Annotated in this window: 22 protein-coding genes; 18 read left to right on the forward strand and 4 right to left on the reverse strand. The window is 29.0% G+C overall.

From position 1 onward, the window contains the following. The first annotated feature begins 7 nt into the window (after nucleotides 1–7). The 6 genes from CLHOM_RS10745 to CLHOM_RS10765 all read left to right on the forward strand — a co-directional run bounded on the left by CLHOM_RS10745 (nucleotide 8) and on the right by CLHOM_RS10765 (nucleotide 7,820). On the forward strand, nucleotides 8–772 hold the full coding sequence (locus CLHOM_RS10745) for a ribonuclease H1 domain-containing protein (RefSeq protein WP_052221698.1): 765 nt from the start codon (nucleotides 8–10) through the stop codon (nucleotides 770–772). Nucleotides 773–906: 134 nt separating this feature from the next. Beyond that, nucleotides 907–1,080, forward strand: a complete 174-nt coding sequence (locus CLHOM_RS18160; RefSeq protein WP_074782928.1) for a YtxH domain-containing protein — start codon at nucleotides 907–909, stop codon at nucleotides 1,078–1,080. Between the two features lie 197 nt (nucleotides 1,081–1,277). Beyond that, complete coding sequence (locus CLHOM_RS10750; RefSeq protein ID WP_052221699.1) at nucleotides 1,278–2,576, forward strand: helix-turn-helix transcriptional regulator; 1,299 nt, start codon at nucleotides 1,278–1,280, stop codon at nucleotides 2,574–2,576. Nucleotides 2,577–2,600: 24 nt separating this feature from the next. Further along, nucleotides 2,601–3,863, forward strand: coding sequence for a helix-turn-helix domain-containing protein (locus CLHOM_RS10755; RefSeq protein WP_052221700.1), 1,263 nt, complete (start codon nucleotides 2,601–2,603; stop codon nucleotides 3,861–3,863). Between the two features lie 248 nt (nucleotides 3,864–4,111). Next, entirely contained in the window at nucleotides 4,112–6,709 is a 2,598-nt protein-coding gene (gene clpB / locus CLHOM_RS10760; RefSeq protein WP_052221701.1) for an ATP-dependent chaperone ClpB, read from the forward strand. Between the two features lie 220 nt (nucleotides 6,710–6,929). Further along, entirely contained in the window at nucleotides 6,930–7,820 is an 891-nt protein-coding gene (locus CLHOM_RS10765; RefSeq protein WP_052221702.1) for a polysaccharide deacetylase family protein, read from the forward strand. A gap of 58 nt (nucleotides 7,821–7,878) precedes the next feature. Here the strand turns inward: CLHOM_RS10765 and CLHOM_RS10770 are convergent, their stop codons facing one another. From CLHOM_RS10770 to CLHOM_RS10780, 3 genes are all read right to left on the reverse strand, one after another. Continuing rightward, nucleotides 7,879–8,604, reverse strand: a complete 726-nt coding sequence (locus CLHOM_RS10770) for a type 1 glutamine amidotransferase (protein ID WP_052221703.1) — start codon at nucleotides 8,602–8,604, stop codon at nucleotides 7,879–7,881. 72 nt (nucleotides 8,605–8,676) lie between these two features. Continuing rightward, complete coding sequence (locus tag CLHOM_RS10775; RefSeq protein ID WP_423230637.1) at nucleotides 8,677–10,083, reverse strand: MurT ligase domain-containing protein; 1,407 nt, start codon at nucleotides 10,081–10,083, stop codon at nucleotides 8,677–8,679. 204 nt (nucleotides 10,084–10,287) lie between these two features. Further along, nucleotides 10,288–11,505, reverse strand: a complete 1,218-nt coding sequence (locus CLHOM_RS10780) for a CapA family protein (RefSeq protein WP_052221704.1) — start codon at nucleotides 11,503–11,505, stop codon at nucleotides 10,288–10,290. Nucleotides 11,506–11,693: 188 nt separating this feature from the next. Here CLHOM_RS10780 and CLHOM_RS10785 point away from each other — a divergent pair, with 188 nt between their 5' ends. Next, the gene (locus CLHOM_RS10785; RefSeq protein WP_052221705.1) at nucleotides 11,694–13,409 is read left to right on the forward strand and encodes a tetratricopeptide repeat protein; all 1,716 of its coding nucleotides are present in this window, start codon (nucleotides 11,694–11,696) and stop codon (nucleotides 13,407–13,409) included. 176 nt (nucleotides 13,410–13,585) lie between these two features. On the opposite strand, the gene CLHOM_RS10790 is transcribed toward CLHOM_RS10785, so the two are convergent. Continuing rightward, a complete protein-coding gene (locus tag CLHOM_RS10790) occupies nucleotides 13,586–14,539 on the reverse strand; it encodes a transposase (RefSeq protein WP_052221706.1) in 954 nt (317 codons plus the stop codon). Nucleotides 14,540–14,748: 209 nt separating this feature from the next. Here CLHOM_RS10790 and CLHOM_RS10795 point away from each other — a divergent pair, with 209 nt between their 5' ends. From CLHOM_RS10795 to moaC, 11 genes are all read left to right on the forward strand, one after another. Then, nucleotides 14,749–15,594: a PHP domain-containing protein gene (locus CLHOM_RS10795; RefSeq protein WP_052221707.1), complete on the forward strand. Its 846-nt coding sequence runs from the start codon at nucleotides 14,749–14,751 to the stop codon at nucleotides 15,592–15,594. 141 nt (nucleotides 15,595–15,735) lie between these two features. After that, complete coding sequence (locus tag CLHOM_RS10800; RefSeq protein WP_052221708.1) at nucleotides 15,736–16,506, forward strand: YdcF family protein; 771 nt, start codon at nucleotides 15,736–15,738, stop codon at nucleotides 16,504–16,506. A 16-nt stretch (nucleotides 16,507–16,522) separates the two neighbouring features. After that, nucleotides 16,523–16,663 (forward strand): GNAT family N-acetyltransferase, encoded by a 141-nt coding sequence (locus CLHOM_RS18350; RefSeq protein ID WP_139205663.1) that lies wholly within the window; start codon nucleotides 16,523–16,525, stop codon nucleotides 16,661–16,663. Between the two features lie 341 nt (nucleotides 16,664–17,004). Beyond that, nucleotides 17,005–17,868, forward strand: a complete 864-nt coding sequence (locus CLHOM_RS10805; protein WP_052221709.1) for an ABC transporter substrate-binding protein — start codon at nucleotides 17,005–17,007, stop codon at nucleotides 17,866–17,868. 84 nt (nucleotides 17,869–17,952) lie between these two features. Continuing rightward, nucleotides 17,953–18,636 carry an ABC transporter permease gene (locus CLHOM_RS10810; protein WP_423230638.1) on the forward strand — a complete coding sequence of 228 codons (684 nt, stop codon included), beginning with the start codon at nucleotides 17,953–17,955 and terminating at the stop codon, nucleotides 18,634–18,636. Continuing rightward, entirely contained in the window at nucleotides 18,566–19,270 is a 705-nt protein-coding gene (locus CLHOM_RS10815; RefSeq protein WP_052221710.1) for an ATP-binding cassette domain-containing protein, read from the forward strand. Before CLHOM_RS10810 ends, CLHOM_RS10815 begins: the two co-directional genes overlap by 71 nt. Nucleotides 19,271–19,329: 59 nt before the next feature. Next, entirely contained in the window at nucleotides 19,330–19,818 is a 489-nt protein-coding gene (gene mog, locus CLHOM_RS10820) for a molybdopterin adenylyltransferase (RefSeq protein ID WP_052221711.1), read from the forward strand. Nucleotides 19,819–19,844: 26 nt separating this feature from the next. Further along, a complete protein-coding gene (locus tag CLHOM_RS10825; protein ID WP_052221712.1) occupies nucleotides 19,845–21,071 on the forward strand; it encodes a molybdopterin molybdotransferase MoeA in 1,227 nt (408 codons plus the stop codon). Nucleotides 21,072–21,083: 12 nt separating this feature from the next. Then, nucleotides 21,084–22,991 carry a molybdopterin biosynthesis protein gene (locus tag CLHOM_RS10830; RefSeq protein WP_052221713.1) on the forward strand — a complete coding sequence of 636 codons (1,908 nt, stop codon included), beginning with the start codon at nucleotides 21,084–21,086 and terminating at the stop codon, nucleotides 22,989–22,991. Between the two features lie 15 nt (nucleotides 22,992–23,006). Then, nucleotides 23,007–23,966 carry a GTP 3',8-cyclase MoaA gene (gene moaA, locus CLHOM_RS10835; protein ID WP_052221714.1) on the forward strand — a complete coding sequence of 320 codons (960 nt, stop codon included), beginning with the start codon at nucleotides 23,007–23,009 and terminating at the stop codon, nucleotides 23,964–23,966. Between the two features lie 2 nt (nucleotides 23,967–23,968). Further along, complete coding sequence (gene moaC / locus CLHOM_RS10840; RefSeq protein WP_052221715.1) at nucleotides 23,969–24,445, forward strand: cyclic pyranopterin monophosphate synthase MoaC; 477 nt, start codon at nucleotides 23,969–23,971, stop codon at nucleotides 24,443–24,445. Nucleotide 24,446 lies beyond the last annotated feature (1 nt).

Consider the following 24,446-nt stretch of genomic DNA (forward strand, 5'->3'; position numbering starts at 1 on the left):
TAGGAAAATGGCGAAAAAGTTTTATGCAATTAAAGAAGGGTTTGACTTTCAAAATAAGTGTAGAGTAGAAAATATGATTGTAGATACATGGGATGAATGTGTTAAATACGTAAAGGGAGCTAAAGGATCAAAATATAAAAGCTTCTCGAATATTTTACAGGCAAAGGAATATTTAAATGCAGGTGCTAGCATGGTAACAAAACAGCAAGATGAGTATCCTAAGGATATTCCTCTTTTTTATGTAGATGGCAGCTACAATGAGTTAACTGAAAGATATTCTTATGCTTTTGTTGCAGTAAAGGAGGAAGTAATTATTGAAGTGAAAAATGGTGCTTCTGAAGATAATAGCTTTAAGGCAATTAGGCAAATAGCTGGTGAGCTTGAGGCTTCTATAAAGGCAATAGAGTATTCCATTGAAAAGGGCTATAAGGATATAATTATTCTACATGATTATGTAGGTGTATGCTATCATGCCACTGGTGAATGGGAAAGAAAAGAGGAATCATCAAAGAGGTATTATGATAAGTACAATAAATTAATAAAGGAAAATGGAATAAATATAAATTTTATTAAGGTAAATAGTCATACTGGAAACTTATTTAATGAAATTACAGATGAATTTGCTAAAGCTGCAATAAATGTCAATCTAAAGGGAGAAACTAAAAAATATTTAAAAAGTAATTGCATTAAAGTATTAAATAATAATATTAAAAATGCTTTTAAAGATATAGTTGGCGAAGAATTAATAGAAAACATTGTAGTATGCCAATAGTGCTAAACAAAAAAATATAAATTTTTTTATAAATGTTGTTTAAGTTTTATTTATATGCACAACCTATTAGTGAAGATTTTACTTTTATAGTTAAGTAAAATTTAAAATTATAAGGATAAAGAGGTGTACAAATAATGCGAGGCTTTATAAAAGGAATTACAACAGGAGCAATTATAGGAGCAACAGCTGGTATGATGATGGTTCCTCAAATGAGCAGAAGAACTAGAAAAATGCTAAGAAGAAATAGTAAAATGTTCATGAATAGGGCCGGAGATGTTTTTGAAAATCTTAGAGATTATATGATGTAGATTTAACAAAGAACTGAAAAAAGAAAGGAAATCATTTAATAATAAATGTTTTTCTTTCTTTTTTTGCGATAATTTTCTAAATTTAAAATTCTTTTTGCAGATAAAGAGTAGAATATGGTATAATATAAAAGAAATTTAGTGAATTGTTAAATATTATTAAACCTAATAACTAGAACTTGGCAAAGGAAGAGGTTTTTATGGAAATATTGTCTTTAGGAGAGAAAATAAAAAGAAGAAGAAAAGAATTAGATATGACTTTGAAAGACTTAGCAGGGGATAGAATTACTCCAGGACAAATAAGCTTAGTTGAGTCAGGAAAATCCAATCCAAGTATGGACTTGTTAGAGTACTTAGCAGATTCTCTTAATATTTCTATAGAATATTTAATGGAGTCAGAGGAGACACAAGCAGAAAAAATATGTACATATTTTGAAAATATTGCTGAATCACATATATTGAATAATGAATTGAGTTTAGGAGAACAATATATTGAAAATGCATTATTTTATGCTGAGAAGTATGGATTAGAATTTAGAAAAGCTAAGAATATATATTTAAGAGGTAAAATATATATTTTAAAAGGTGACTTAGGACTTGCACAGCAATTCTTTTTATCTGCTAATGTAATTTTTATCAAAGAAAATCGTTATGAAGAGATAATAAGTACTTTTTTAAAGCTTGGAACAATAACGTTTGCAATGCATGCATATCATTCTGCTTGTAGTTATTTTCACCAAGCTGAGAAGGTGTATGAAGATAGTGAAATTGGGAATGATTTCATAATAGGTCAGATATATTATTATATTGCTTCAACTTATTACAAATTAGAACAACTAGATAAGGCTATTAATTATTCTTACTTGGCAAATTCAAAATTTGAAAAAATTAATAACAAGAAAGAATATGCAAAATCACTTCTTTTATTATCGCAGGAATACAGCAAAAAGGGTGAAATGGATACTGCGATAAAATATTCACAAAAAACACTGAAACTTTTTAAAGAAATTGATGATTATATTTATATTGCTGAAATAGAAAATAATTTAGGTAAACTTTTTGCAGAATTCGATAATATAGAGGAATCATTTGTCCATTTAAATAAAGCTAAGAAACTGAGAATGAAAAATAAAGATATAAATTATATAGAAACGCTTATAAATATTTGTGAAAACTATATCAAAATAAAAGATATTTACAGTGCAAAAGAAATTTTAAAAGAAATTATGGACAATAAGGATAATGGAAATGAATTAACCTTATATAATTATTATTTGTTAAAATATAGAATTGATATGATAGAAGAAAATAGGCAAGAAGCGGAAAATACGCTAATGATAGCTTTAGATTATGCAAAAGCTGCAGAACTAAAAAATGAAATTGCTGAAGTTTCTATTTTAATTGGTAAGTTTTATATCGATAATGGTAAAGATGTGGAAGCAGCTAAGTTTTTAAGTGAAGGTGTTGAGACATTTAAAAAACTAGGTATCTTGAAATAGTGGGGTATTGGATAGGTGATTTATATGGAAGTTCTATCTATTGGAGAAAAGATCAAAAGAACAAGAATATACAAGGGACTGACGCTTAAAGATGTTTGTGGAAGTGAAATTTCTGTTTCTAAACTGAGTTGTATAGAAAACGGTAAAATTGCTCCAGAAGATTGGGTTCTAAAATATTTATCTTCAAAATTAGATATTAATTTAGAATATCTTGAAAAGTCTGTTGAAGATCAAATAAAAACAAACCTCGAGAAGCTATTAAGCAACCCTGATGTAGAAGATTATGAAGAAAAGTTAGAATATAATTTAGAAATGGCTGAGAGATATGAGTATTATGAATTATCCTTCTACATAATGCATTTAATTTTTGATTATTTATTAAAAGTAAATGATGTAAAACGCATTCAAGAGATGCTGGGTAAATACTATGATCTATGCAATAATTCTAGTGATAAAAGTAAACGACTAATTTATTATATGGATGTTGCTAGATTTTTTTATCAAAATGAAGAATATTTTCAATCAGCTAATTATTTTAATAATGTAATAAAAAGCATTAAAGACTCAGAAGAAAAAAATTATATAATGCTTGGTGAAAGTATTTTTGGAGAAGCCTTATGTAACCTAATGCTAAAAAATTATCAAAAGGCTTACGAAATAGCTATTAATTTAAATGAAATTTTTCCTTATATAGAAGATAAGTTGAAAAAAGCAAAGATGTATCATATGATGGCATTATTATCGCTAAGAATGGACAATGGAAAATTTGAGTTTTATGAGAAAAAGTCCAACGAAATGTATGATGATAATAACAATGAATATAAAGCTGAAGCTATTTTTAATTATGCTACTAATATGTTTGAGATGAATGCTAATAGTAAGGCTATTGAATATATAAAAAATGCAATAGATATATTTCCAAAAGAAGATGAAGAAAAATTCGTTAATTTTATGCTGTTAATAATTGAGGAACTTGTGAATAATGAGACTGTAGATTTAGCTAGAGAACTTATAGAGGATGTATTAAATATCTCTATAAAATTAAATAATTTAAAGTTTATTGAAAAGTCCTATTATTTAAAATCAAAGATTTTAAAAAAGCAAAACGATTTACTATCATCGGAAATGTACATGAATTTATCTCTTGATGCTTTAGCTAAATTTGGTTCAAAGAGACAAATATATGAAAGATATATGGAAATGGGTAATATGTATTATGATATAGGCTCCATAAAGGAATCATTAAAATATTTTACGCTAGCAATAAATATTCAAAAAAAGTTATAAAATGTTATGATATTTATATTAAAAAAGTAAAAAACAAAAGCCTTTTGTGCTTTTGTTTTTTTATTAATTTTTAGGGACAGTTCTCAATTATTCACTACATTTATAAACTAATTTTTAATTTTTACAAATTAGAATGTAAGATTGTTTATTAAAATGTAAAATAGAGTTATAATATGGTAAACAATAAAATTTCTCAATAATCAAATAATATTATTACGACTAAATAATAATTTTAGAGAGGTGAGAGTATGGATTATGAGAGATTAACCACAAAAGTTCAACAAGCACTAAATGAATCACAACTTGTAGCTGTAAAGTACAATCATCAACAAATTGACGTAATACACCTATTTATGGCTTTACTTTCTCAAGATGATGGCTTGATACCAAATGTTTTTTCAAGAATGGGAGCTAATGTTAAGGTATTAAAGCAATTAACTCATGAAGAACTTGATAAAATGCCAAAGGTATTAGGTGAAGGAGCTAAAAACTCTAGTGTTTATCTAGTTAGAAGAGTTGAAGAAGTATTTATTAAAGCAGAAGAGTATGCTAAAAACTTTAAGGATTCCTTTATAAGTGTCGAGCACGTAATGTTAGCCATAATGGATATAGATGAAAAAGGAGTAGTAGGAAATCTACTTAAAAAAGTTAATATATATAAAAGTGAATTTTTGAAGATGCTATCAGAAGTTAGAGGAAATCAAAAAGTAGATACCCAAGATCCAGAAGGAACTTATGATGCTTTGAAAAAGTATGGAAGAAATCTAGTGGAAGAGGCAAAAAAACATAAGCTTGATCCTGTTATTGGAAGGGATGAAGAAATAAGAAGAGTAGTTAGAATTTTATCTAGAAGGACAAAGAATAACCCTGTTCTAATTGGCGAACCTGGAGTTGGTAAAACAGCAATAGTTGAAGGACTTGCTGAGAGGATAATAAGAGGAGATGTTCCAGAAGGTCTTAAAAATAAAATAATTTTTTCACTGGACATGGGCTCACTTATTGCAGGAGCAAAATATAGAGGAGAATTTGAAGAAAGATTAAAGGCTGTATTAAAGGAAGTTCAGAGCAGTGAAGGTGAAATAATATTATTCATTGATGAAATACACACAATAGTTGGAGCAGGTAAAACTGAAGGTGCAATGGATGCTGGAAATTTAATTAAGCCAATGCTGGCTAGAGGTGAATTGCATTGCATAGGAGCTACAACCTTTGATGAATATAGAAAATATATAGAAAAGGATAAGGCTTTAGAGAGAAGATTCCAGCCAGTAATCGTAAATGAGCCTACTGTTGAAGATAGTATTTCAATTCTAAGAGGATTAAAGGAAAGATTTGAAATTCATCATGGAGTTAGAATACATGATTCCGCAATTGTAGCTGCAGCTAAGCTATCTCAAAGATATATAACAGATAGATTTTTGCCAGACAAAGCAATTGACTTAATAGATGAGGCAGGATCTATGATAAGAACTGAAATAGATAGTCTTCCTACAGAACTTGATGAAGTGAAGAGAAGAGTTTTCCAATTAGAAATTGAGAAAGAAGCTCTTTCTAAAGAAAAAGATAAAGCCTCAAGTGAAAGATTGAAAAATTTGGAAAAGGAACTTAGTGATTTAAAAGAAAAAGACAAGGAAATGACATCAAAATATGAAAAAGAAAAACAAAGTATTATTGAAGTTAGAAATTTAAAGGAACAGTTAGATAATGCTAGAGGTAAACTTGAAAAAGCAGAAAGAGAATATGATTTAAATAAGGTTGCTGAATTAAGATATGGAATAATTCCAGACTTAGATAAACGTATAAAGGAAAAGGAAGAAATCCTCAAGGAAAATGGAGAAAATGCATTTCTTAAAGAAGAAGTTACTGAGTATGAAATATCTGAAATTATTTCAAAGTGGACTGGAATACCTGTTTCAAGACTTGTGGAAGGTGAAAGAGAAAAGTTATTAAGACTTGAAGAGGAACTTCATACTAGAGTTATTGGACAGGATGAAGCAGTTACATCAACTGCAAATGCTGTATTAAGGGCTAGAGCAGGTTTGAAAGACGCTAATAGGCCAATTGGATCATTTATCTTCTTAGGGCCTACAGGAGTTGGAAAAACAGAGCTTGCAAAAACCTTAGCTAGGAATTTATTTGATAGTGAGAATAATATTATTAGAATTGATATGTCAGAGTATATGGAGAAATTCTCTGTATCTAGATTGATAGGAGCTCCTCCGGGATATGTAGGTTATGAAGAGGGAGGACAACTAACTGAAGCTGTAAGAAGAAAACCTTATAGCGTTGTATTGTTTGATGAAATAGAAAAAGCACATGATGACGTATTTAATATATTCCTTCAAATACTTGATGATGGAAGACTGACAGATAATAAAGGTAAGATTATAGATTTTAAAAATTGTATAATTATCATGACTTCTAACATTGGAAGTGATTATCTTCTAGCAAATACTAATGCTGAAGGAATAGATGAAAATATCAGAGAAAAAATCATAAATCAAATGAAATTAAGGTTTAAACCAGAATTTTTAAACAGGGTAGATGATATAATAATGTTTAAACCTCTTACAGGAAAAGAAATTGAAAAAATAATTGATATTTTTATGGAAGACATTAAAAATAGACTAAAAGAAAAAAACATCACAATTGAAATTTCAAAAGAAGCAAAAGAGCTAATGGCAAGAGAAGGGTATGATCCTGTTTATGGAGCTAGACCTTTAAAGAGATATATATCTAAAGCATTAGAAACTAACATTGCAAAAATGATTATAAAAGGTGAAGCTTTTGATGGATGCAATATAATTGTTACAGTTGAAAATGGTAATTTAACTTTAAAGGTATAAAAAATGAGGGACAGTTCTCAATTTTTAATAAAAATAAAAATTGAGAACTGTCCCCTTTTTTGCCTGTGATTCATTAAATTACATTGGTTTATTTTAAGCTTAAAGTACATTCTAATAGTAAAAGTAATATTACAAGTAAAAGGATTTAAGAATAAGATTAAAACCAATAAAGGGGATTTTGATAAAGATCAATTTAAAAGTGCATAAAGAAGGTGGGATAATGAGTATAAGAAATAGAAAGTTGATATATATATTTGCAATTATTTTTTTATTTAATATAAATGTGTTTTTGATATATAAATCTGTGAATAGTATTTATAGAAAACAATCAAAAATTCCATTGAATTTTCAAAAAGAATTAAATATATCATCTAATGATAATACTAAAATAGCCAGCATTGATAATATTAATAATAATAATATTAAGAAAACACAAAAGAAAACAGTATATCTTACCTTTGATGATGGACCATCTATAAATAATACAAAGAAAATAATTAAAATATTAAACGAGAACAATATTAAGGCGACATTTTTTGTAACAGGAAACTCTGTTGTAAGATATCCAGAAATAATTACAGAATTACATAAAAACAAAATGGCCATAGCACCGCATAGTTATTCACATGATTATAAATTAATATATAGTAATTCAAAAAGTTATATAGATGATTTAGAGAAATGCATCCAGGCAATAGAAAAAGTTACAAAAGAAAAACCAATTCCTTTTACTAGAATTCCAGGGGGTATTAAGAATAAGCGAATTAGCCCTCAAATTCTAAATGAAATCAAAGAAGGATTGAAAAATAGGAATATTTACTACGTTGAGTGGAATATTTGTTCTGATGATTCTATTAGAGAGAAGATGTCTAGCATAGATATTAGAAATAACGTCATAAGTCAAAGTAAACGATTAGGGAAGAATAAAGTATTGATTGTATTGATGCATGATTCCTATTATAAGCAAACAACTGTTGATGCATTACCAAGTATAATTAAGTTTTATAAAAATTCAGGTTGGGAATTTAGAGCTTTAAATAACATCTCTAGTGAGGATTTAAAAGAAATTATTAGACTAAATCTAGTAAATACTGAATACAGGGAAAAGTAAAAAAGTCAGTAAAAATTTTTTTATTAATTAAATTTTACTGACTTTTTTATTGTCTAGTTTATTGAACGCCTTCTCTGTTTATAATAAACTTTTTTGCTTTTAGTTCATAAGTATCATCAAGTGGTGGAAGTAGGAACTTTCCATATTTGTTCTCTAAAGCTAACTTTATAAGTCTATCTGCTAACTCAGGGTTTTTAGATAATAAGGATCCGTGGAAATAAGAACAGAAGGTATTCTTATAAATGCATCCTTCGTAACCGTCCTCTCCATTATTTCCGTAACCTGCAAGAACCTTTCCTAGAGGTTTTAAAGAACCAATATAGGTTTTACCAGAATGATTTTCGAAGCCAACATATGTTTCATTAAATTCTTTATTATATATTACAGTATTTCCAATAAAGCGCTTTCCGCTGCTTTTGGTATATATGTCTAATGCATTTAAACCTTCAATTTCTTTTCCATCAGAGGTAACGTAATATTTTCCTAAAAGCTGATATCCTCCGCAAATAGATAAGAATACTTTATTTTTTTCAATATAATTAATTATATTACTCTTTTTTGTACTTTTTAGATCTTTAGATACTAAACTTTGTTCAGAATCTTGGCCACCACCGAAAAAAACTATATCATACTTGTCGGGTTTAAATTCATCATTTAAAGATACATGAGAAATATTAGTTTTAATGCCTCGACTTTCACATCTGTATTTTAGAATTAATATGTTTCCAACATCACCATAGACATTTAATAGATCAGGATACATATGACATATATTTAATTCCAAGATATCACCTCAATCTTACTACTAAAATCATATTTATAAATTTTTATACTATTATATTACTTTTAAAGGTTGCTACCACAAATTACTTATATAACCCTTATTATTTAGAAATTTTCTAAAGCTTGTCATAGCAGTGTAAGTTGCTAATAGATAAATCATTGAATCATTACCTTTCGAGATTCTATCCAACAGAGAATCGTAATCATCACATAATGAAAATCTTTTTTCATTAAATCCTGCTACCTTAAGCCTTATACTTAAATCGTATAAGCGAATTCCTGATAAAATTATGTGTTGTATAGTATTATTATCAAGGTTCTCAAAACCAACATCCCAGATCCAAGAAACATCAGTGCCATCAGCATAATTATCATTAAGTAATAGGGCTAAGCTTTTACTCTTTTTATCCAAATTAATAGAGTTTAATGCTTCGTCAAAACCTGCTGGATTTTTAACTAAAATAATTTTTACATTTTTATCGTTTATTTTAATTAATTCTTGTCGCCCAAATTTAGAATCTAAGGTTTTTAGAGAATCGTAAATAAATTTATCCTTTACTCCTAGGAGTTTACTAACAGAAAATGCGCATAAAGCATTGTAGATATTATAGGTCCCAGCTTGATTTATAAAAAATTTTTTATTATCGATTAAAACACAAGATCCATTGCTATCAAGATTAAGTATATTGTTTACGGAAAAATCAAGTTTAGGTCTTGTGTTACCGCATTTTGGACAATAATAATCTCCTAAATGGTTGTAAATTGTAAAGTTATATATATAAGGCTCACTGCATACTTTACAAAACTTAGAGTCAAGATTAACACTTGTCTTGTTTGAGTTGCTTGCAGGTGATGAAAAACCGTAATATAGAATTTTGTTAGGTAAGTCCATTTTACCAAGTAAAGGTTCATCTCCGTTTAAAACTAAGATAGTTTCTGGAGTATTTTTAATACCTTCTACTATTTTACTTAATGTAGTGTTTACCTCTCCATATCTATCAAGTTGATCTCTAAATAAGTTTGTAATACAGATCATTTCGGGCTTTACATGTTTTGTAACAAATTTTAAATTAGCTTCATCAACTTCAATAACAGCATAGGTATTTTTTGCTTTAGAAAAGAATGAATAATTCTTTAAAAAGCAAGATATTATACCAGTGTATAAATTAGCACCAGTGCTATTTGAAATAACACCAATTCCACTATTTTTTAATATTGAATATATCATATTAGTTGTGGTAGTTTTGCCATTTGTCCCTGTTACAAGTATTGCAGTATAGTTTTTTGATATTTTTGATAGGATATTTTTATCAAATTTAAGAGCAACTTTTCCAGGAAAGTTTGTGCCACCTTTATATAATTTATTTGAAATAAAAATTAGTAACTTTGAAGTAACTATTCCTAATAAAGAAATAAATCTTATTTTAATACACCTCCGCCTTATTATAGAATTATGTACTATTTTACAAAAATTATGCAAATGGCTGTAACACAATTTTATCATGTATGAAAGATGATGGGAATATTTTACATATTATATATTTTCTTTTAAATACTATGAATTTCCACATTATTTATTACTAAAAATCAAATAATCCATAAATTCTTATTATTAATAATAAAAATTATGGATTATTTGATTAATATATGACGTAAAATTTTAAATTTAAATAAGCATATTTTATTAGTTTATAGGAATATTATAAAAGTTACCATCTAATTTGAACCCTAAATTTTTAGATAAATTGTTTATTTTGTTTAATAATTCTTCTTTTTTATTTCCTGAAACAGGAGTAGGTCTGTAATCATTTATATAATTAACTGAAGAAATTTTACAAGGGATAACTTTTAGATCATAAGATTTAAGCATACTATTTTGGGTTTTAAATTTAACCTGAACGATCATTGTATCCTTATCGCTAGGATTTTTATTTCCTCCAAAAGAGAAATTACCCATGCTGTAACAAATAATTCGATTTTTATATTTTTCTATTCCTTGAAGAACATGAGGGTGATGGCCGATTATAAGATCTGCACCATTATCAATAGCAAAATGAGCTAAAGATTTTTGAGTTGAATTAGGCTCATAACTGCCTTCATCGCCCCAATGGAAGTTAATAATTATGATACAGTTTTTAGACTTTAACTCTGAGATATCATTCTTTATTTTGTTCTGCAGCTCTTTGCTATTATAGTAGCCTTTATACCCTAAAAATCCTAGTTTTACACCTTTAACTTCTTCAATCCATGTATTACCTTCTCCAAAGTATTTTATATTTTCTTTTTTTAAAGCCTCTTTTGTATCTTTAAAACCAATATTTAAGTAATCAAAGATATGATTATTCGATAAGTTTACTCCCTCTATACTTGAAGAGGATAAAATTTTTGCATATTCAGGTGGAGCTTTAAATGCGAACTGCTTGTCTGCTTTTGTAGAAGAATTTGTAAGAGTACCTTCAAAATTTACTGTTGTAATATCATCACTACTAAATATGGAGTATACATTTTTAAAAAAATATGAATAATCATTATTATTTTTCTTTAAGACGTGGGGAAGAGAATCTTCATAAGAATATTTGTCATCACTTCCTAAAGTACAATCTCCAGTGGAACTTAATAGAATCTCTGTATAAGTAGGTTTCTGGCTGCTTTTCTCTGTATCAACTTTCTTATTAGGTGTAATCATTTTTGTATTATCTTCAGGTTCCGCATCTTTTAATATGAGGTTTGAAGTTTGAGATTTACCCTTAAACAAGTTTAAGAATAATGAAAAAGTAGTATGTTTACTAGAAAACATATATATAGCAAAAGGTAAAGAAATAACTAAAAAGATTATTAATAAGAGCATAAATAGTCTACGTTTCTTTATTTTCCTAGAACGCTTTCTTTTTCTGTTTTGCATATAACGACCTCCTAATATCTTACTACAATATTTTAATAGAATTATCATATAATGTCTATTAAATAAAAATTTTCATTCTTGATCTACTCTAAACAGAACGTAAAATATTTAGGGAAGTAAATTTATAGATTTTTAATATAAAGTTTGATAGAATGATAATTGAAACGTTTAAGAGAGAAGGTGAAATTATGAATTCAGATATTTTTCAAAAACTAATAGATAAACTTTATAAGTTTAATACTAAGAGAACGGTATATTTTTTGATTACATTACTGTGTGCTCTGATAATTATATTAGTGTTTTGGATAAATAATCCTAATAGAATAAATAAATATAATTCAGCGTTAAAAGAGAAAGGAGATAAATTCCTTTTTAATGGAGAATATGATAAGGCTATAGAAGAGTATTTAAAAATAAAAATAAGTAATTCTAAAGATGGCTCAGAAGAGAGTCTGAAAAATATTCGAATTGCCCAAATTTATGCCTTAAAAGGAGACAATGATAATTATAATAAATACATTAATAGCGTTAAGAATTCAAATATAAAGCAGGAACAAGTATTAAGTAAATTAATGTTAGATAGTCTTTTTAATGGAAGTATAAGTGATAGTTTTAAATATGGAGAAGAAGCGTTAAAAATTAATCCTCAAAACAAAGAAGTTATAAAGTCTATGATAGCTTTATATATTGCAAACAATAAAAGAGACCAAGCTGTTAAGCTAATTAAAAATTATCCAGTAGATACTAAGTCCCCGTATGATGTAGCAGAAAACGCTAGAATGCTACTGATAATTGGAGACATAAATGAAGGCTTAAATCAGTTGAAGAAAGCTTATGATATGGATAAGGATGAATATAAAATTTATGATGTTTTGGCTCAAGAATCTTTATATAATAAGGAAAAAATTTTAAAAGCCATAAGTGACCTTTCAATTAAAAATCCAAATGAAACAGCATATAAGATGTGGCTTGCCAAAATTTATTCATTAAATTCAACAACTAATGATAAAGCTGAAAAATTAATAAATGAATTGCAAAACAAAGATACTGGAAAGATAGAAATTCAATTAATAAAGGCAGCTGTTCTTCAAAACTCAAATAAGGTAGAGGAATCAGATAAGTTAATCAAGCAAATAATAACAGAAAATAAAAAAGATTACAGAGCATTTCATAGTGCTGGATGGTTATATTTAAGAAACGGTGATTTTGATAAAGCTATAGATAACTGCAATAAATCAATTGAACAAAATAAAAACTATCCTGATAATTATGCTTTCTTAATGCCGGAAATTTTAAAATCAATAGATAAATCACAGAATGCAGGTACGTATTATCAAACTGCAATAGAGAAGGAACCATACAATTATAATATATTAATTAACACTGCAAACTACTATGGAAATATAGCAAATAAAATAAGTAAAGCAATAGATCTATATAAATTAGCTAGCCTTATTAATCCAAATGAACCTGAAATTAAATACAACATGGCTTTATTATATTTCAATGATGGAAAAGACAATGAGGCTGTACAAGCTCTTAAGGATTGTATAAAGTTAAACAGAAGTTCTTTGAAGTATCATAGAACATTGGGAACTATTTACCTTAATATGGGAAAACATCAAGAAGGCATAAAAGAGATAAGAGAAGCATTTAAGTACGACGAAAATGATATTTTAACCTTAAATAATGCAGGCTGCTATTACATAATATACACTAATGATTTTAATAGGGGATACTATAATTTAAAGAAAGCAGTGGCAGGGATAAATAAGGATACAGATGAATATACCAAAAGAGTAATAAATGAAAATTACAACAATGTAAAAGCTATTATCGAAAAAATTGAGAAGGGTAAGGGAAATGAATCTATAAAAATTCCAGATTTTAGACTTCTTTATTAAAGAAAAAAAGGGGACGGTTCACAAGTTTTTATGCATATTGCCACAGATAAAAATTATCTAACCTAATATGTAAAAAAGAATATATATGAGAAAAATACGTAAAAACAAGCTTTATAATTTTAAAATTATAAAGCTTGTTTACGTTTAAAGCTATAAAAATATATGTTAGTTTTTGATTAAGGATTAGGACAAGGTTTATTTAAGCTAGACTCGTTCCATTTTATAAAATCATCAATAGCACTAATGTATTTGGAATTATCTGTGACTAATTTATACCCTTTATCACTTAGCTGAGATAGAGAAGATAAAGTTAAATTATTTATTACGCTAGTCATATCTACCAGCTTCATATCACAAAGATTTCTCATTAAAAATACACAAATACTCTTAAAGATTGAAGATGTTCTTTTGAATTTTATATTTAAATGCTGTTTATCAAAGCTGTAATTTTTAGAAACAAACTCAACGATTTCTTTAGGTGAAAAGTCCCTAACTAAAGTTTTTTTGTAACTTTTATACTCTGAATGTGGTTCATAGTCTTTTGGAATGCTATTTAAATCAATTTTCTCATTTATACCAATTCTTGATTTAACAAAGGACTTATATCTTGAAAGTGATTGAAAGGGATCATTTTTGAAGTAATTCAGTATAAAATCTTTATCCAATATTGAGAAAATGTCTTTAAATTTACCTAAATATATTCCAAAGCTGGAGTACTTATAATTTTCAACGCAGTTTAAATAGCCTTTTATATCTTTCGGGTTGTTATGAATATAAGCAGAAATATTTATTACTGAATCATCTGTATTTGCAAGTTTACTTTTAAATCTATCGCCAAATAAATGTCCATGTCTATTGTATTTTCTATTGAAATATTGTGAGTAGCATTGATTGATACAATGCATAAATTTGCTAATATCGGAACCATTTGAATCAATCAAAAAGTGAACGTGATTGCTCATCAAACAATAGGCATAAACTTTAAAGGAAAAAGCAGCTTTATACTTCTTAACATATTTTAGATAAACATTTTTATCTCTGTCACATCTAAATAAGCTAACCTCTGATATACTTCTTGCCATTATATGATAAATACCATTTGATAATTTAATTCTAGCAGATCTTGGCAATCTTAATTCCTCCTTCAGAATAAGTAATATATTAAAATGAATTATATACAAGATTCTATATTTTTAATCACCGAAATCAATTAAAAATTGAGAACTGTCCCCAAATTTAACATAGGTTTAAAGCAAAATCAACAATAAAACAATATAATAATGTTATGTGGAAAGGCATTAAGTTTAACATGAAGTTTAAAAAGGGGATGAAATATAAAATGATAGACTTACACTGTCATACCAATAAATCAGATAATTCAATGAATACTTATGAAATATTAAAAATAGCAGAAAAAAGAAGAATAAAATATCTAGCAATAACTGATCACGATACCACATTAGCTATATATGAAGCAATAAGTATTGGTAAGCAGCTTGGAATAGAAATAATCCCGGGAATAGAAATCTCAGCATTTGACTATTTGACAAATAAAATGGTTCATATATTAGGATATTATATAGATCCTAAAAGTAGTTTACTGAATTCTTTATGCAAACCAATAATTAAAATGAGAAATGAACTTTCGAAAAGTATTGTAAAACATATGATTGAGTTAGGATATGATATTCACTGGGAGTTAGTTAAGAATTATGCTCGAGGCAGCTCTTGTGTAAATAAAAAACACATAATGCAAGCAATACTAGATAAAGGATATAGAGGGGACAGTCCTAATTATATTTACGATAGAATGCTCCAATTAAATTTAAATGGAGGCATGAAATATTTAGATGTAAATGAAGCTATAAAGGCCATCTCGTTAGCAGGTGGAGTTCCTGTACTTGCACATCCAGGAGTATTTGATAATTATGACTCAATTGAGAATTTAGTAAAAGTAGGGTTAAAAGGCATAGAAGTTGAACATCCATCTCATTCAGAAAGGGATAAGGTAGTTTGCAAATTTTATTGTAGCAAGTTCAATTTGATTGAGACTGGTGGTTCAGATTTTCATGGTATATATGGTGGAGTAAAAAACTTGCTTGGTTGTAGCAATATTGATTTAGATGTTATTAATCAACTGAAAGATAAGAGCAATTGTGGAACTCATAATTTAAAAGTAGTATAAGAAATTACCAGCCATGAGGCTGTTTTTTTATTATTTAAAGGATAATTAAATGGAGTGGAGAATATTAAGTATAATGTATATAAGATTTTAAATAGGCAAAAGACATGGAAAGAATAGTAAAAGTAAAGGAAAAGGTACAATATGAGGAATATTAAGAGTAAAGTTTATATTAGCTTATCAATTTTGTGTATATTATACTACATAATACTTATTGGCTTTGGTGGAATAATTAGTTTTTCACTATTTTGGGCATTAGCTGGGGCAGTTTTTTTATTTTTAAGTATAGTTGAGAGAGGTTCAATTACATTTTCTTGGAAGATGTTTAAAAGGCTTAAACCAGCATTTTATCTGGGGATTACAATTGTAATAACATCATTCTTAATAATTGAATCTTTAATAATTTATTATGGCAGCGATAAAGGTTTTAAAAAAAGTGATTATTTACTTATCTTAGGAGCAGGTTTAAGAGGAGAAACCATGTCTTTAACTCTAACTCAAAGAATGAATAAAGCTTTAGAGTATTTAAGAGAACATCCAGATACTAAAATTATTGTATCTGGTGGAAAAGGTACTGGGGAAAGTATTACAGAAGCAGAAGCTATGAAAAGATTTTTAATTCAAAATGGAGTTGAGGAAAAGTATATTATAAAAGAAGAAAAGTCAACAAATACTGCTGAAAACTTTCAATATTCAAGAGATATTATAAGGAAAATTGATACAAGAGAAGCTATAAAAATTACTGTTGTTACAACAAATTTTCATATGTTCAGAGCTAAACAATTAGCTGCACAGGTTGGACTTAAGGATATTTATACAGTTCCATCAGATTTGCATTTTATTTTAATACCAAATTATTATGTTAGAGAATATTTAGCAGTAATTAAGTCTTATATATTTGATAGAGTTAATTAAAATAGAAAGAAAGGAAGTGAATTTTATTTCATTTAATCTAAGGGCTAAAAGGTGCTATGAGAAGTGCGGCTTCCAAGTTGAAGGAGTACTGAAAGATGAAATATTTAAAGAAGGTAAATATTATGATGAAATAATAATATATGCTTTTAGAAAATAATATTTTTGAAATATTAATATTATAGTAAACTAATTAAAATGTTGAAATACGAATATATACATATAAAAATATAGAAATATATCCAATCTTGAAAATAAAAAACGATTGGGTATATTTTTTCTTTTTTTACCAATAGACAAGAATATTATAATTAATAGGATAAAATGTATTCAGATAGTACACAATGGCTGTTCCATTTTGGTGAAAATATATTTAAAATATAATAAAAACTTTTTTGATGTATTGAAATGATACAATAAAAGGTTTAATATATAATTATAAATCAGAATTGTATCAAAATTTGAACAAATCAATTAATTTTCAAAAGAGGAGAGGAAGTTATGAAAAGAAAAGGCACAATTTTATTAAGCGTACTACTTGCTTTAAGCTTGGTAGGATGCAGTAAAGCTGATAGCAACAGTAGTAAAAGTGATACTTCTACAAAGGAAGCAAGAAGTATGATACTTGCAACTACAACAAGCACACAAGATTCAGGACTTTTGGATTATTTGCTTCCAGAATTTAAAAAGGATACTGGAATAGATGTTAAGGTAGTGGCAAAAGGAACTGGAGAAGCCTTAAAACTTGGACAAAATGGAGATGCAGATTGTCTTTTAGTACATGCTAAAGCTCAGGAAGAGGCATTTATAAAGAATGGATTTGGATTATACAGGTACGACGTTATGTATAACGATTTCATTCTTGTAGGACCAAAGGAAGATCCTGTAAAGATAAAAGAAAAAGCGCCTAACGATGCTTTGCAAGCTCTTAAATTAATAAGCAGTAGCAAGGCTCCATTTATATCAAGAGGTGATGAATCAGGTACTCATACTAAAGAAAAAGGCATATGGAAGAATGCAGCTATAGAACCTAAGGGAGATTGGTATATTAGTGCAGGTAAGGGTATGGGAGCAGTACTTCAAATGGCAGATGAAAAGAAAGCCTACACACTTACAGATAGAGCAACTTACTTATCAATGAAAGATAAACTTCAGTTAGAAATAGTAACAGAAAAGAGTAAAGATCTGTACAATCAATACGGAGTTATTATGATAAATCCAGAAAAGAATAAAATTAAAGAAAAAGAAGCTAAAGAGTTTATAGACTGGATGGTCTCTGAAAAAGGTCAAAAGTTTATAGGAGAATACGGTAAAGAAAAATATGGTCAATCATTATTTATTCCTAATGCTAATGTAAAAAAATAGGTGAGTTTGCGGAAGACAGGTGAGCTTGTGGAAGAGAAACTTTTAAATATATTAATCTTAAAGGAAATTTTTCCGGTAATATTAATGTCACTGTATGTTTCTATATCATCAACTTTAATTGCATCAACGGTAGGTATGCTTCTTGGCATCCCTACCGCTTTAATGAATTTCAAAGGCAAGAGAGTATTAGTTCACATCACAAATACCTTGATGAGTATACCGCCAGTGTTTATGGGACTTGTGGTTTACATTTTCTTATCAAGAAGAGGACCTTTAGGTAATTTTCAATTATTATTTACCCCTACGGCAATGATTATCGCTCAGACCTTACTTATAATACCAATAATATATGGACTTACGGTTTCCATAATATCTAAAAACGGAGATATAATAAAAAATACTTGTACAAGCTTGGGAGCAAATAGGAAAGAAGTATTTCTTATGATAATAAAAGAAAATAAAACTCAATTATTATCAGCTATTACAGCAGGCTTTGGCAGGGCAATATCAGAAGTTGGAGCAGTTATGATTGTTGGAGGCAATATAAAGGGCTTTACTAGAGTTATGACAACTTATATAGCCCTTGAAACAGGAAAAGGAAATTTTAACGAAGCATTAATAATAGGAATAGTGTTACTTACTATATCTTTTATAGTAAATGGTTTACTTCATTTATTCGGAGAGAGAGAGAGAGCTTATGAAAATAGAAGTTGTAAGTGCATTAAAAGAATACAAGGGAACAAAAGCATTAGAAGTAGAGAATATTAAGTTTGGAGAAGGTAGAATATATGCTATTTTAGGGCTAAATGGCAGTGGGAAAAGCACTTTGCTTCACTGTATTGCCGGTACTTGTAAATTAACTAAAGGAGAAATTAAGTATAATGGTAAAAACTTCATCAGTGAAAAAAATAATATTTCATTGATGATGCAATATCCATATTTATTTAATTGTTCTGCAAAAGAAAATATAATAATGGGACTAAAATTTAGACAAATGTCCTTGAATGATATTGAACTAAGGTTTGAAAATTACGCCAAATATTTTGATATAGGTGAAATTATAAATAAGAACGGAAAAAGGCTATCTGGAGGAGAAGCTGCAAAGGTAGCTATGTTAAGAACGGTAATACAAGAAACTGAGGTTGTAATTTTAGACGAGCCTACAGCTAGTATGGATATAGAAAGTACAATAAAAGCTGAAACTTTAATTAAAGATATTATGGATGATAAAAAAACAATAATAGTAGTAACTCATGATTTATATCAAGCTGAGAGAGTAGCTGATGAAGTAATATTTATGGATAAGGGCAGAATATTAGAAATGGGTGAAAAGAACAGCATATTTAAGAATCCAACAAATCCAAAGCTAAGATTACTATTAAATAAAATAGCTATTAAATAAAAATACTATTCAATCACTGTTTAATTTAGGCAAAAAAGTAAATTTGAAAGGAGAAAAAAATGATAAAGACAGCTATTATCACCATAAGCGATAAGGGATCAAAGGGAGAGAGAGAGGATGGAACAGGAAGTGCTCTAAAAAAATTATTAGAAAAAGAAGAATACAGTATAGAATATTACAAAATAATACCTGATGAAATAGATATTATAGCTGATGAACTTATTAAGCTTTCAGACAGTGAACAAGTAAATCTTATAATTACAAATGGAGGAACTGGATTTTCTAAACGAGATGTTACACCAGAAGCAACAAAGAAAGTAATTGAGAAGTATGTACCTGGTATTGGAGAAGCTATGAGAGCAAAATCCTTATTAGTTACACCAAAAGCAGTCCTTTCAAGAGGAACTGCAGGGATTAGAAAAAACACTCTTATAATAAATCTTCCAGGAAGTCCTAGGGGGGCTGTTGAAAATTTAGAAGCTGTGTTACCAGCCATACCTCACGGAATAGAAATTTTATTAGGGCAGGCATCTGAATGCGCTAAATAAAATTCTAAAACTTAAGGAGGTGTACCATGGATTTATTCAATGTAATATCAGTAGATAAGGCAAAAGAATTAATTGATGTGAATTTTAAATTAGGTCCTAAGAGTGAATACGTAAATCTAATGGATAGCTTGGAAAGAATAATATATAATGACATAATATCAGAAATAAACGTTCCTCATTTTAAAAGGTCTACTGTAGACGGATATGCAGTAAACTCTAGGGATATTGCTGGAGCAAGTGAAAGTATTCCTGCAATTATGGATTATAAGGGAGAAGTATTAATGGGGAAGGAGCCCAGCACAAATATTAATTTTCCAGGAGAATGTGTCTATGTTCCAACTGGGGGAATGCTGCCCGATGGAGCTGATTCTGTAGTAATGGTGGAGTATTCAGAAAAAATGGATAGTAATACAGTTCTTATTAATAAACCCAATGCTCATGGAGAAAATGTTGTAGAAATAGGTGAAGATATAAGTAAAGGAGAATGCATAATAAAAAAAGGCAGGAAGATAAGGGCCTATGAGCTTGGAGTTATGTCCAGCCTTGGAATGATGCAGGTTCAAGTGTGCAAAAGGCCTAAAATTGCAGTAATATCTACAGGTGACGAAATAGTAGATCCAAAAGAAGAACCTAAAATGGGAGAGGTTAGGGATATTAACTCATATGTTATGCAGGCTTTTGCAATAGAAGATGGATGTGAACCTATTAATTACGGTGTTATTAAAGATGATTTTGAGCTTTTGAAAGATACGGTAAATAAGGCGATTGATGAAGCAGATATTGTTCTTATATCAGGAGGAAGCTCTGTTGGGAAAAAAGATGCAACTATAGATGTAATTAACAGCCTTGGACAGCCGGGAGTACTTGTACATGGAATAGCAATAAAGCCAGGAAAGCCTACTATTATTGGAAAGATTAGTGATAAGATAGTATTTGGGTTGCCAGGTCATCCTCTTTCAGCAGCCATTGTATATAAGGTTATGGTGAAATACTGTATTGATAAGCTGAAAGGATTTACAGAAGAGATTTTCCCTACAGTATGTAACTTTAGTATGAATTATCACAGTGCAAAGGGAAGAGAAGAGTACCTTCCAGTTACCTTAACATGGAATGAAAATGAAATAATAGCATCACCGGTACTATCAAAATCAGGAATCATAAGCGGCTTTTCAAAAGCCTACGGATTTATAAAAATAGATAAAAACCTTGAGGGAATAAGGCAGGGAGAAAGAGTTCTTGTATATAGATTTTAGGGAGGTGCTAATATGAGCCAGAACATTTACCTTTCAAATTATGAATTTGAAGATGCACTTGAATTTTACTTTAGTAAAATAAATATAGAAAAAAGTAAAGAGTGTATAAAATCAGAAGAATCAATAGATAGGATAACCGCTGAACCTATATACTCTGAGATATCTTCTCCTTTTTATAATTCTTCTGCTATGGATGGAATTGCTTTAAAAAATGAAATAACCTTAGGCGCTAATGAAAAAAATCACAAAATTCTTGAGGAGGGAAAAGATTATATTGTTGTTGATACAGGTGATCCAATTCCAAAAGAATATGATTGTGTAATAATGGTAGAAGATTTAATTAAATTAGCTGACAATAAAGTTGAAATATATAAAAGTGCAGCCTCTTTTCAAAATATAAGGCCTTTAGGGGAGGATATAGTAGAAAATTCTCTTATAATACCCTCTGGTCACAAAATAAGACCTGTTGATATAGGAGCTATGCTAGCAGGAGGAGTAAATAGTGTAGAGGTGTATAAAAAACCCTTGGTAGGAATAATTCCAACAGGCACAGAGCTAGTTGAACCAGGAACCACCCCTTTGAAAATTGGTGACATAATAGATTTTAATTCCAGAACTTTTGCAGCACAGGTTTTTCAGTATGGTGGAATTGCTAGAAGATATTCTATTGTAAAAGATGATTATGAAATAATAAAGACTACAATAAAAAAAGCCGTAGAAGAATGTGACATAGTCCTCGTAAATGCTGGTTCTTCAGCAGGAAGAGAAGATTTTACTTCTAAAGTAATTGGAGAGCTTGGTGAAGTATATATACATGGAGTAGCCATAAAACCAGGAAAACCAGTTATCCTAGGGAAAATAGATAATAAGCCAGTTATTGGAATACCAGGATATCCTGTTTCAGCTTATATAATAATGGAACAGTTTGTACGGAGAATAATAGAAGAATTTTCTGGAGAGAAAAATTATGAATATAAAATAATAAAGGGAGTATTATCAAGAAGAATTATGTCTTCTCTTAAACACCTTGAGTTTGTAAGGGTAAAGCTAGGTAAGGTAGGAGAAAAGTTAATAGTCACACCACTTAATAGAGGTGCTGGGGCAATAATGTCTCTTGTTAGGGCAGATGGAATACTAGAGGTTCCTCAGAATATTGAAGGAATAGAGTCAGGCACAGAAGTAGAAGTAAAGCTTTTAAAGGATGAAAATGAGATAAATAATACAATAGTATGTATAGGAAGTCATGATCCAATTCTAGACATTGTAGCAGATTTGATTCATGTGCAAAACAAGGAATACTATTTGTCATCAGCTCATGTAGGAAGCATGGGAGGCATAATGGCATTGAAAAATAGTGAAACTCATATAGCACCAATACACATGCTTGATATGGAAACTGGAGAATACAATAAGAGCTATATTAAAAAGTATCTTAAAGATAAAGACATAGCATTAATAAAATGCGTCAAGAGAATACAAGGGATTATGGTACCTAAAGGAAATCCAAATAAAATTGCTTCCATAAGTGATATATGGAGCAAAAAATTGAAATTTGTAAATAGACAAAGAGGTGCAGGAACTAGACTTCTACTTGACTATAATCTTAAGCGGTTAAATATTAATCCTAGAGAAATAGAAGGATATTCGAGAGAAGAATACACTCATTTAGGAGTTGCCGCTGCCGTTGCGAATGGAGATGCAGACTGTGGTCTTGGAATTTACTCTGCTGCAATTATGATGGGATTAGAGTTTATCCCTGTATGTAACGAGGAATATGATATAGCAATTCCTCGGGAGTTTTTGGAAAAGCCAATGATTAAGGAGTTTATTAAGGTAATAAAAAGTCATGAATTTAAGGAAAAATTAGATTACCTTGGAGGATATGACTATAGTGAAGCAGGAAATATTATTTTACTGTAAAGGCAGGAGAGGCCAATGAATGATAATTACGGAAGAAAAATAAATTATTTGAGAGTATCTCTTACAGATAAGTGTAATCTAAAATGTATATACTGTATGCCTGCAGAGGAGAATGAAAAAGAGTTTCTTAAAAGCAACATGAGTTATGAGGAAAATTGTAATATTATTAAGGCAGCTGCTTCTATTGGAATAGGCAAAATCAGGTTTACAGGAGGAGAACCTCTTTTATATAAAGATATAATTAAATTAATTGAATTTACTTCAAAGATATCTTCTATAAAGGATATTTCTATTACAACTAATGGAATGCTTTTATACGACATGGCAGAGGAGTTGAAAAGGGCTGGACTAAAAAGAGTAAATATAAGCTTAGATTCATTAAATCCAGAAAAATTTAAAAAAATTACTAGAGGTGGAGATGTAAATAAAGTTTTTGAAAGTATTGAAAAGTGTCTCTCTATTGGTTTAGAACCTGTAAAAATCAATACAGTAATTATGAGAGGAATTAATGACGATGAGATAGATGATTTTATAAATTTAACAAAGGATAATCCTATATCTGTTAGATTTATAGAATTGATGCCCATTGGTGAAGGCAGAAAAATTTATAAAGAAAGCTTTATTAGTTCTGAAGAAGTTTTGTCAAGATATAGCAACTTGATACCAATCGAAACTGATAAAAGCAGTACAGCTGCATTATATAAGCTAAATGGAGCAAAGGGGAATATAGGTTTTATAACTCCTATGAGCTGTAAATTCTGCAGTGACTGTAATAGAATTAGGCTAACCTCAGCAGGTACTTTAAAACCTTGTTTACATTCAGAAACTGAAATAAGCGTAAAAGAATATACAGATAAAGATACTATTATCTTAGATAAGATTAAAGAAGCTATTTATAAAAAGCCATCAGAGCACAAAATTATAGAAGAAGGAAAAAGCAACAGTAAAAAGATGATGTATCAGGTAGGAGGGTGAAAATGGAATTAACTCATATAAATGAAGAAGGAAGAGCTAAGATGGTAGATGTAAGCAGCAAAGAAGATACAGCAAGAGAAGGAGTTGCCTTTGGGTCCATCAATATGAAAGGAAGTACCCTTGATAAAATAAAAGAAGGAACAATTTCTAAAGGAGATGTGCTAGCTGTTGCTCAAGTAGCTGGTATTATGGCAGCAAAAAATACTCCTAATCTAATACCCATGTGCCATCCTATTATGATAAGTGGCTCAGATATAAGTTTTAAACTTGACTTTGAAAATAATAAAATAGATATAACTGCTACTGTGAAGAATACTGGAAAAACAGGAGTCGAAATGGAAGCTCTGACAGCAGTAAGTATAGCGGCACTAACAATATATGATATGTGTAAAGCCATAGATAGGGAAATGGTAATTTCAGATATAATGCTATTAAAGAAAAGCGGCGGCAAATCAGGATTATTTGAAAGGGAGAGATAAT

Origin of the sequence: Clostridium homopropionicum DSM 5847 (assembly GCF_001263795.1) — a bacterium.
Lineage (GTDB): Bacteria > Bacillota > Clostridia > Clostridiales > Clostridiaceae > Clostridium_H > Clostridium_H homopropionicum.

Bases quoted from the DNA above. Each gene is read 5' to 3' on its own strand.
- CLHOM_RS10810 (WP_423230638.1), top strand. From the start codon at position 17,953: ATGTCACTGTATGTTTCTATATCATCAACTTTAATTGCATCAACGGTA.
- CLHOM_RS10765 (WP_052221702.1), top strand. From the start codon at position 6,930: ATGAGTATAAGAAATAGAAAGTTGATATATATATTTGCAATTATTTTT.
- mog (WP_052221711.1), top strand. From the start codon at position 19,330: ATGATAAAGACAGCTATTATCACCATAAGCGATAAGGGATCAAAGGGA.
- CLHOM_RS10800 (WP_052221708.1), top strand. From the start codon at position 15,736: ATGAGGAATATTAAGAGTAAAGTTTATATTAGCTTATCAATTTTGTGT.
- CLHOM_RS10750 (WP_052221699.1), top strand. From the start codon at position 1,278: ATGGAAATATTGTCTTTAGGAGAGAAAATAAAAAGAAGAAGAAAAGAA.
- moaC (WP_052221715.1), top strand. From the start codon at position 23,969: ATGGAATTAACTCATATAAATGAAGAAGGAAGAGCTAAGATGGTAGAT.
- CLHOM_RS10785 (WP_052221705.1), top strand. From the start codon at position 11,694: ATGAATTCAGATATTTTTCAAAAACTAATAGATAAACTTTATAAGTTT.
- CLHOM_RS10815 (WP_052221710.1), top strand. From the start codon at position 18,566: ATGAAAATAGAAGTTGTAAGTGCATTAAAAGAATACAAGGGAACAAAA.
- CLHOM_RS10830 (WP_052221713.1), top strand. From the start codon at position 21,084: ATGAGCCAGAACATTTACCTTTCAAATTATGAATTTGAAGATGCACTT.
- clpB (WP_052221701.1), top strand. From the start codon at position 4,112: ATGGATTATGAGAGATTAACCACAAAAGTTCAACAAGCACTAAATGAA.
- CLHOM_RS10825 (WP_052221712.1), top strand. From the start codon at position 19,845: ATGGATTTATTCAATGTAATATCAGTAGATAAGGCAAAAGAATTAATT.
- CLHOM_RS10780 (WP_052221704.1), bottom strand. From the start codon at position 11,505: ATGCAAAACAGAAAAAGAAAGCGTTCTAGGAAAATAAAGAAACGTAGA.
- CLHOM_RS18160 (WP_074782928.1), top strand. From the start codon at position 907: ATGCGAGGCTTTATAAAAGGAATTACAACAGGAGCAATTATAGGAGCA.
- CLHOM_RS10755 (WP_052221700.1), top strand. From the start codon at position 2,601: ATGGAAGTTCTATCTATTGGAGAAAAGATCAAAAGAACAAGAATATAC.
- CLHOM_RS10795 (WP_052221707.1), top strand. From the start codon at position 14,749: ATGATAGACTTACACTGTCATACCAATAAATCAGATAATTCAATGAAT.
- CLHOM_RS10745 (WP_052221698.1), top strand. From the start codon at position 8: ATGGCGAAAAAGTTTTATGCAATTAAAGAAGGGTTTGACTTTCAAAAT.
- moaA (WP_052221714.1), top strand. From the start codon at position 23,007: ATGAATGATAATTACGGAAGAAAAATAAATTATTTGAGAGTATCTCTT.
- CLHOM_RS10805 (WP_052221709.1), top strand. From the start codon at position 17,005: ATGAAAAGAAAAGGCACAATTTTATTAAGCGTACTACTTGCTTTAAGC.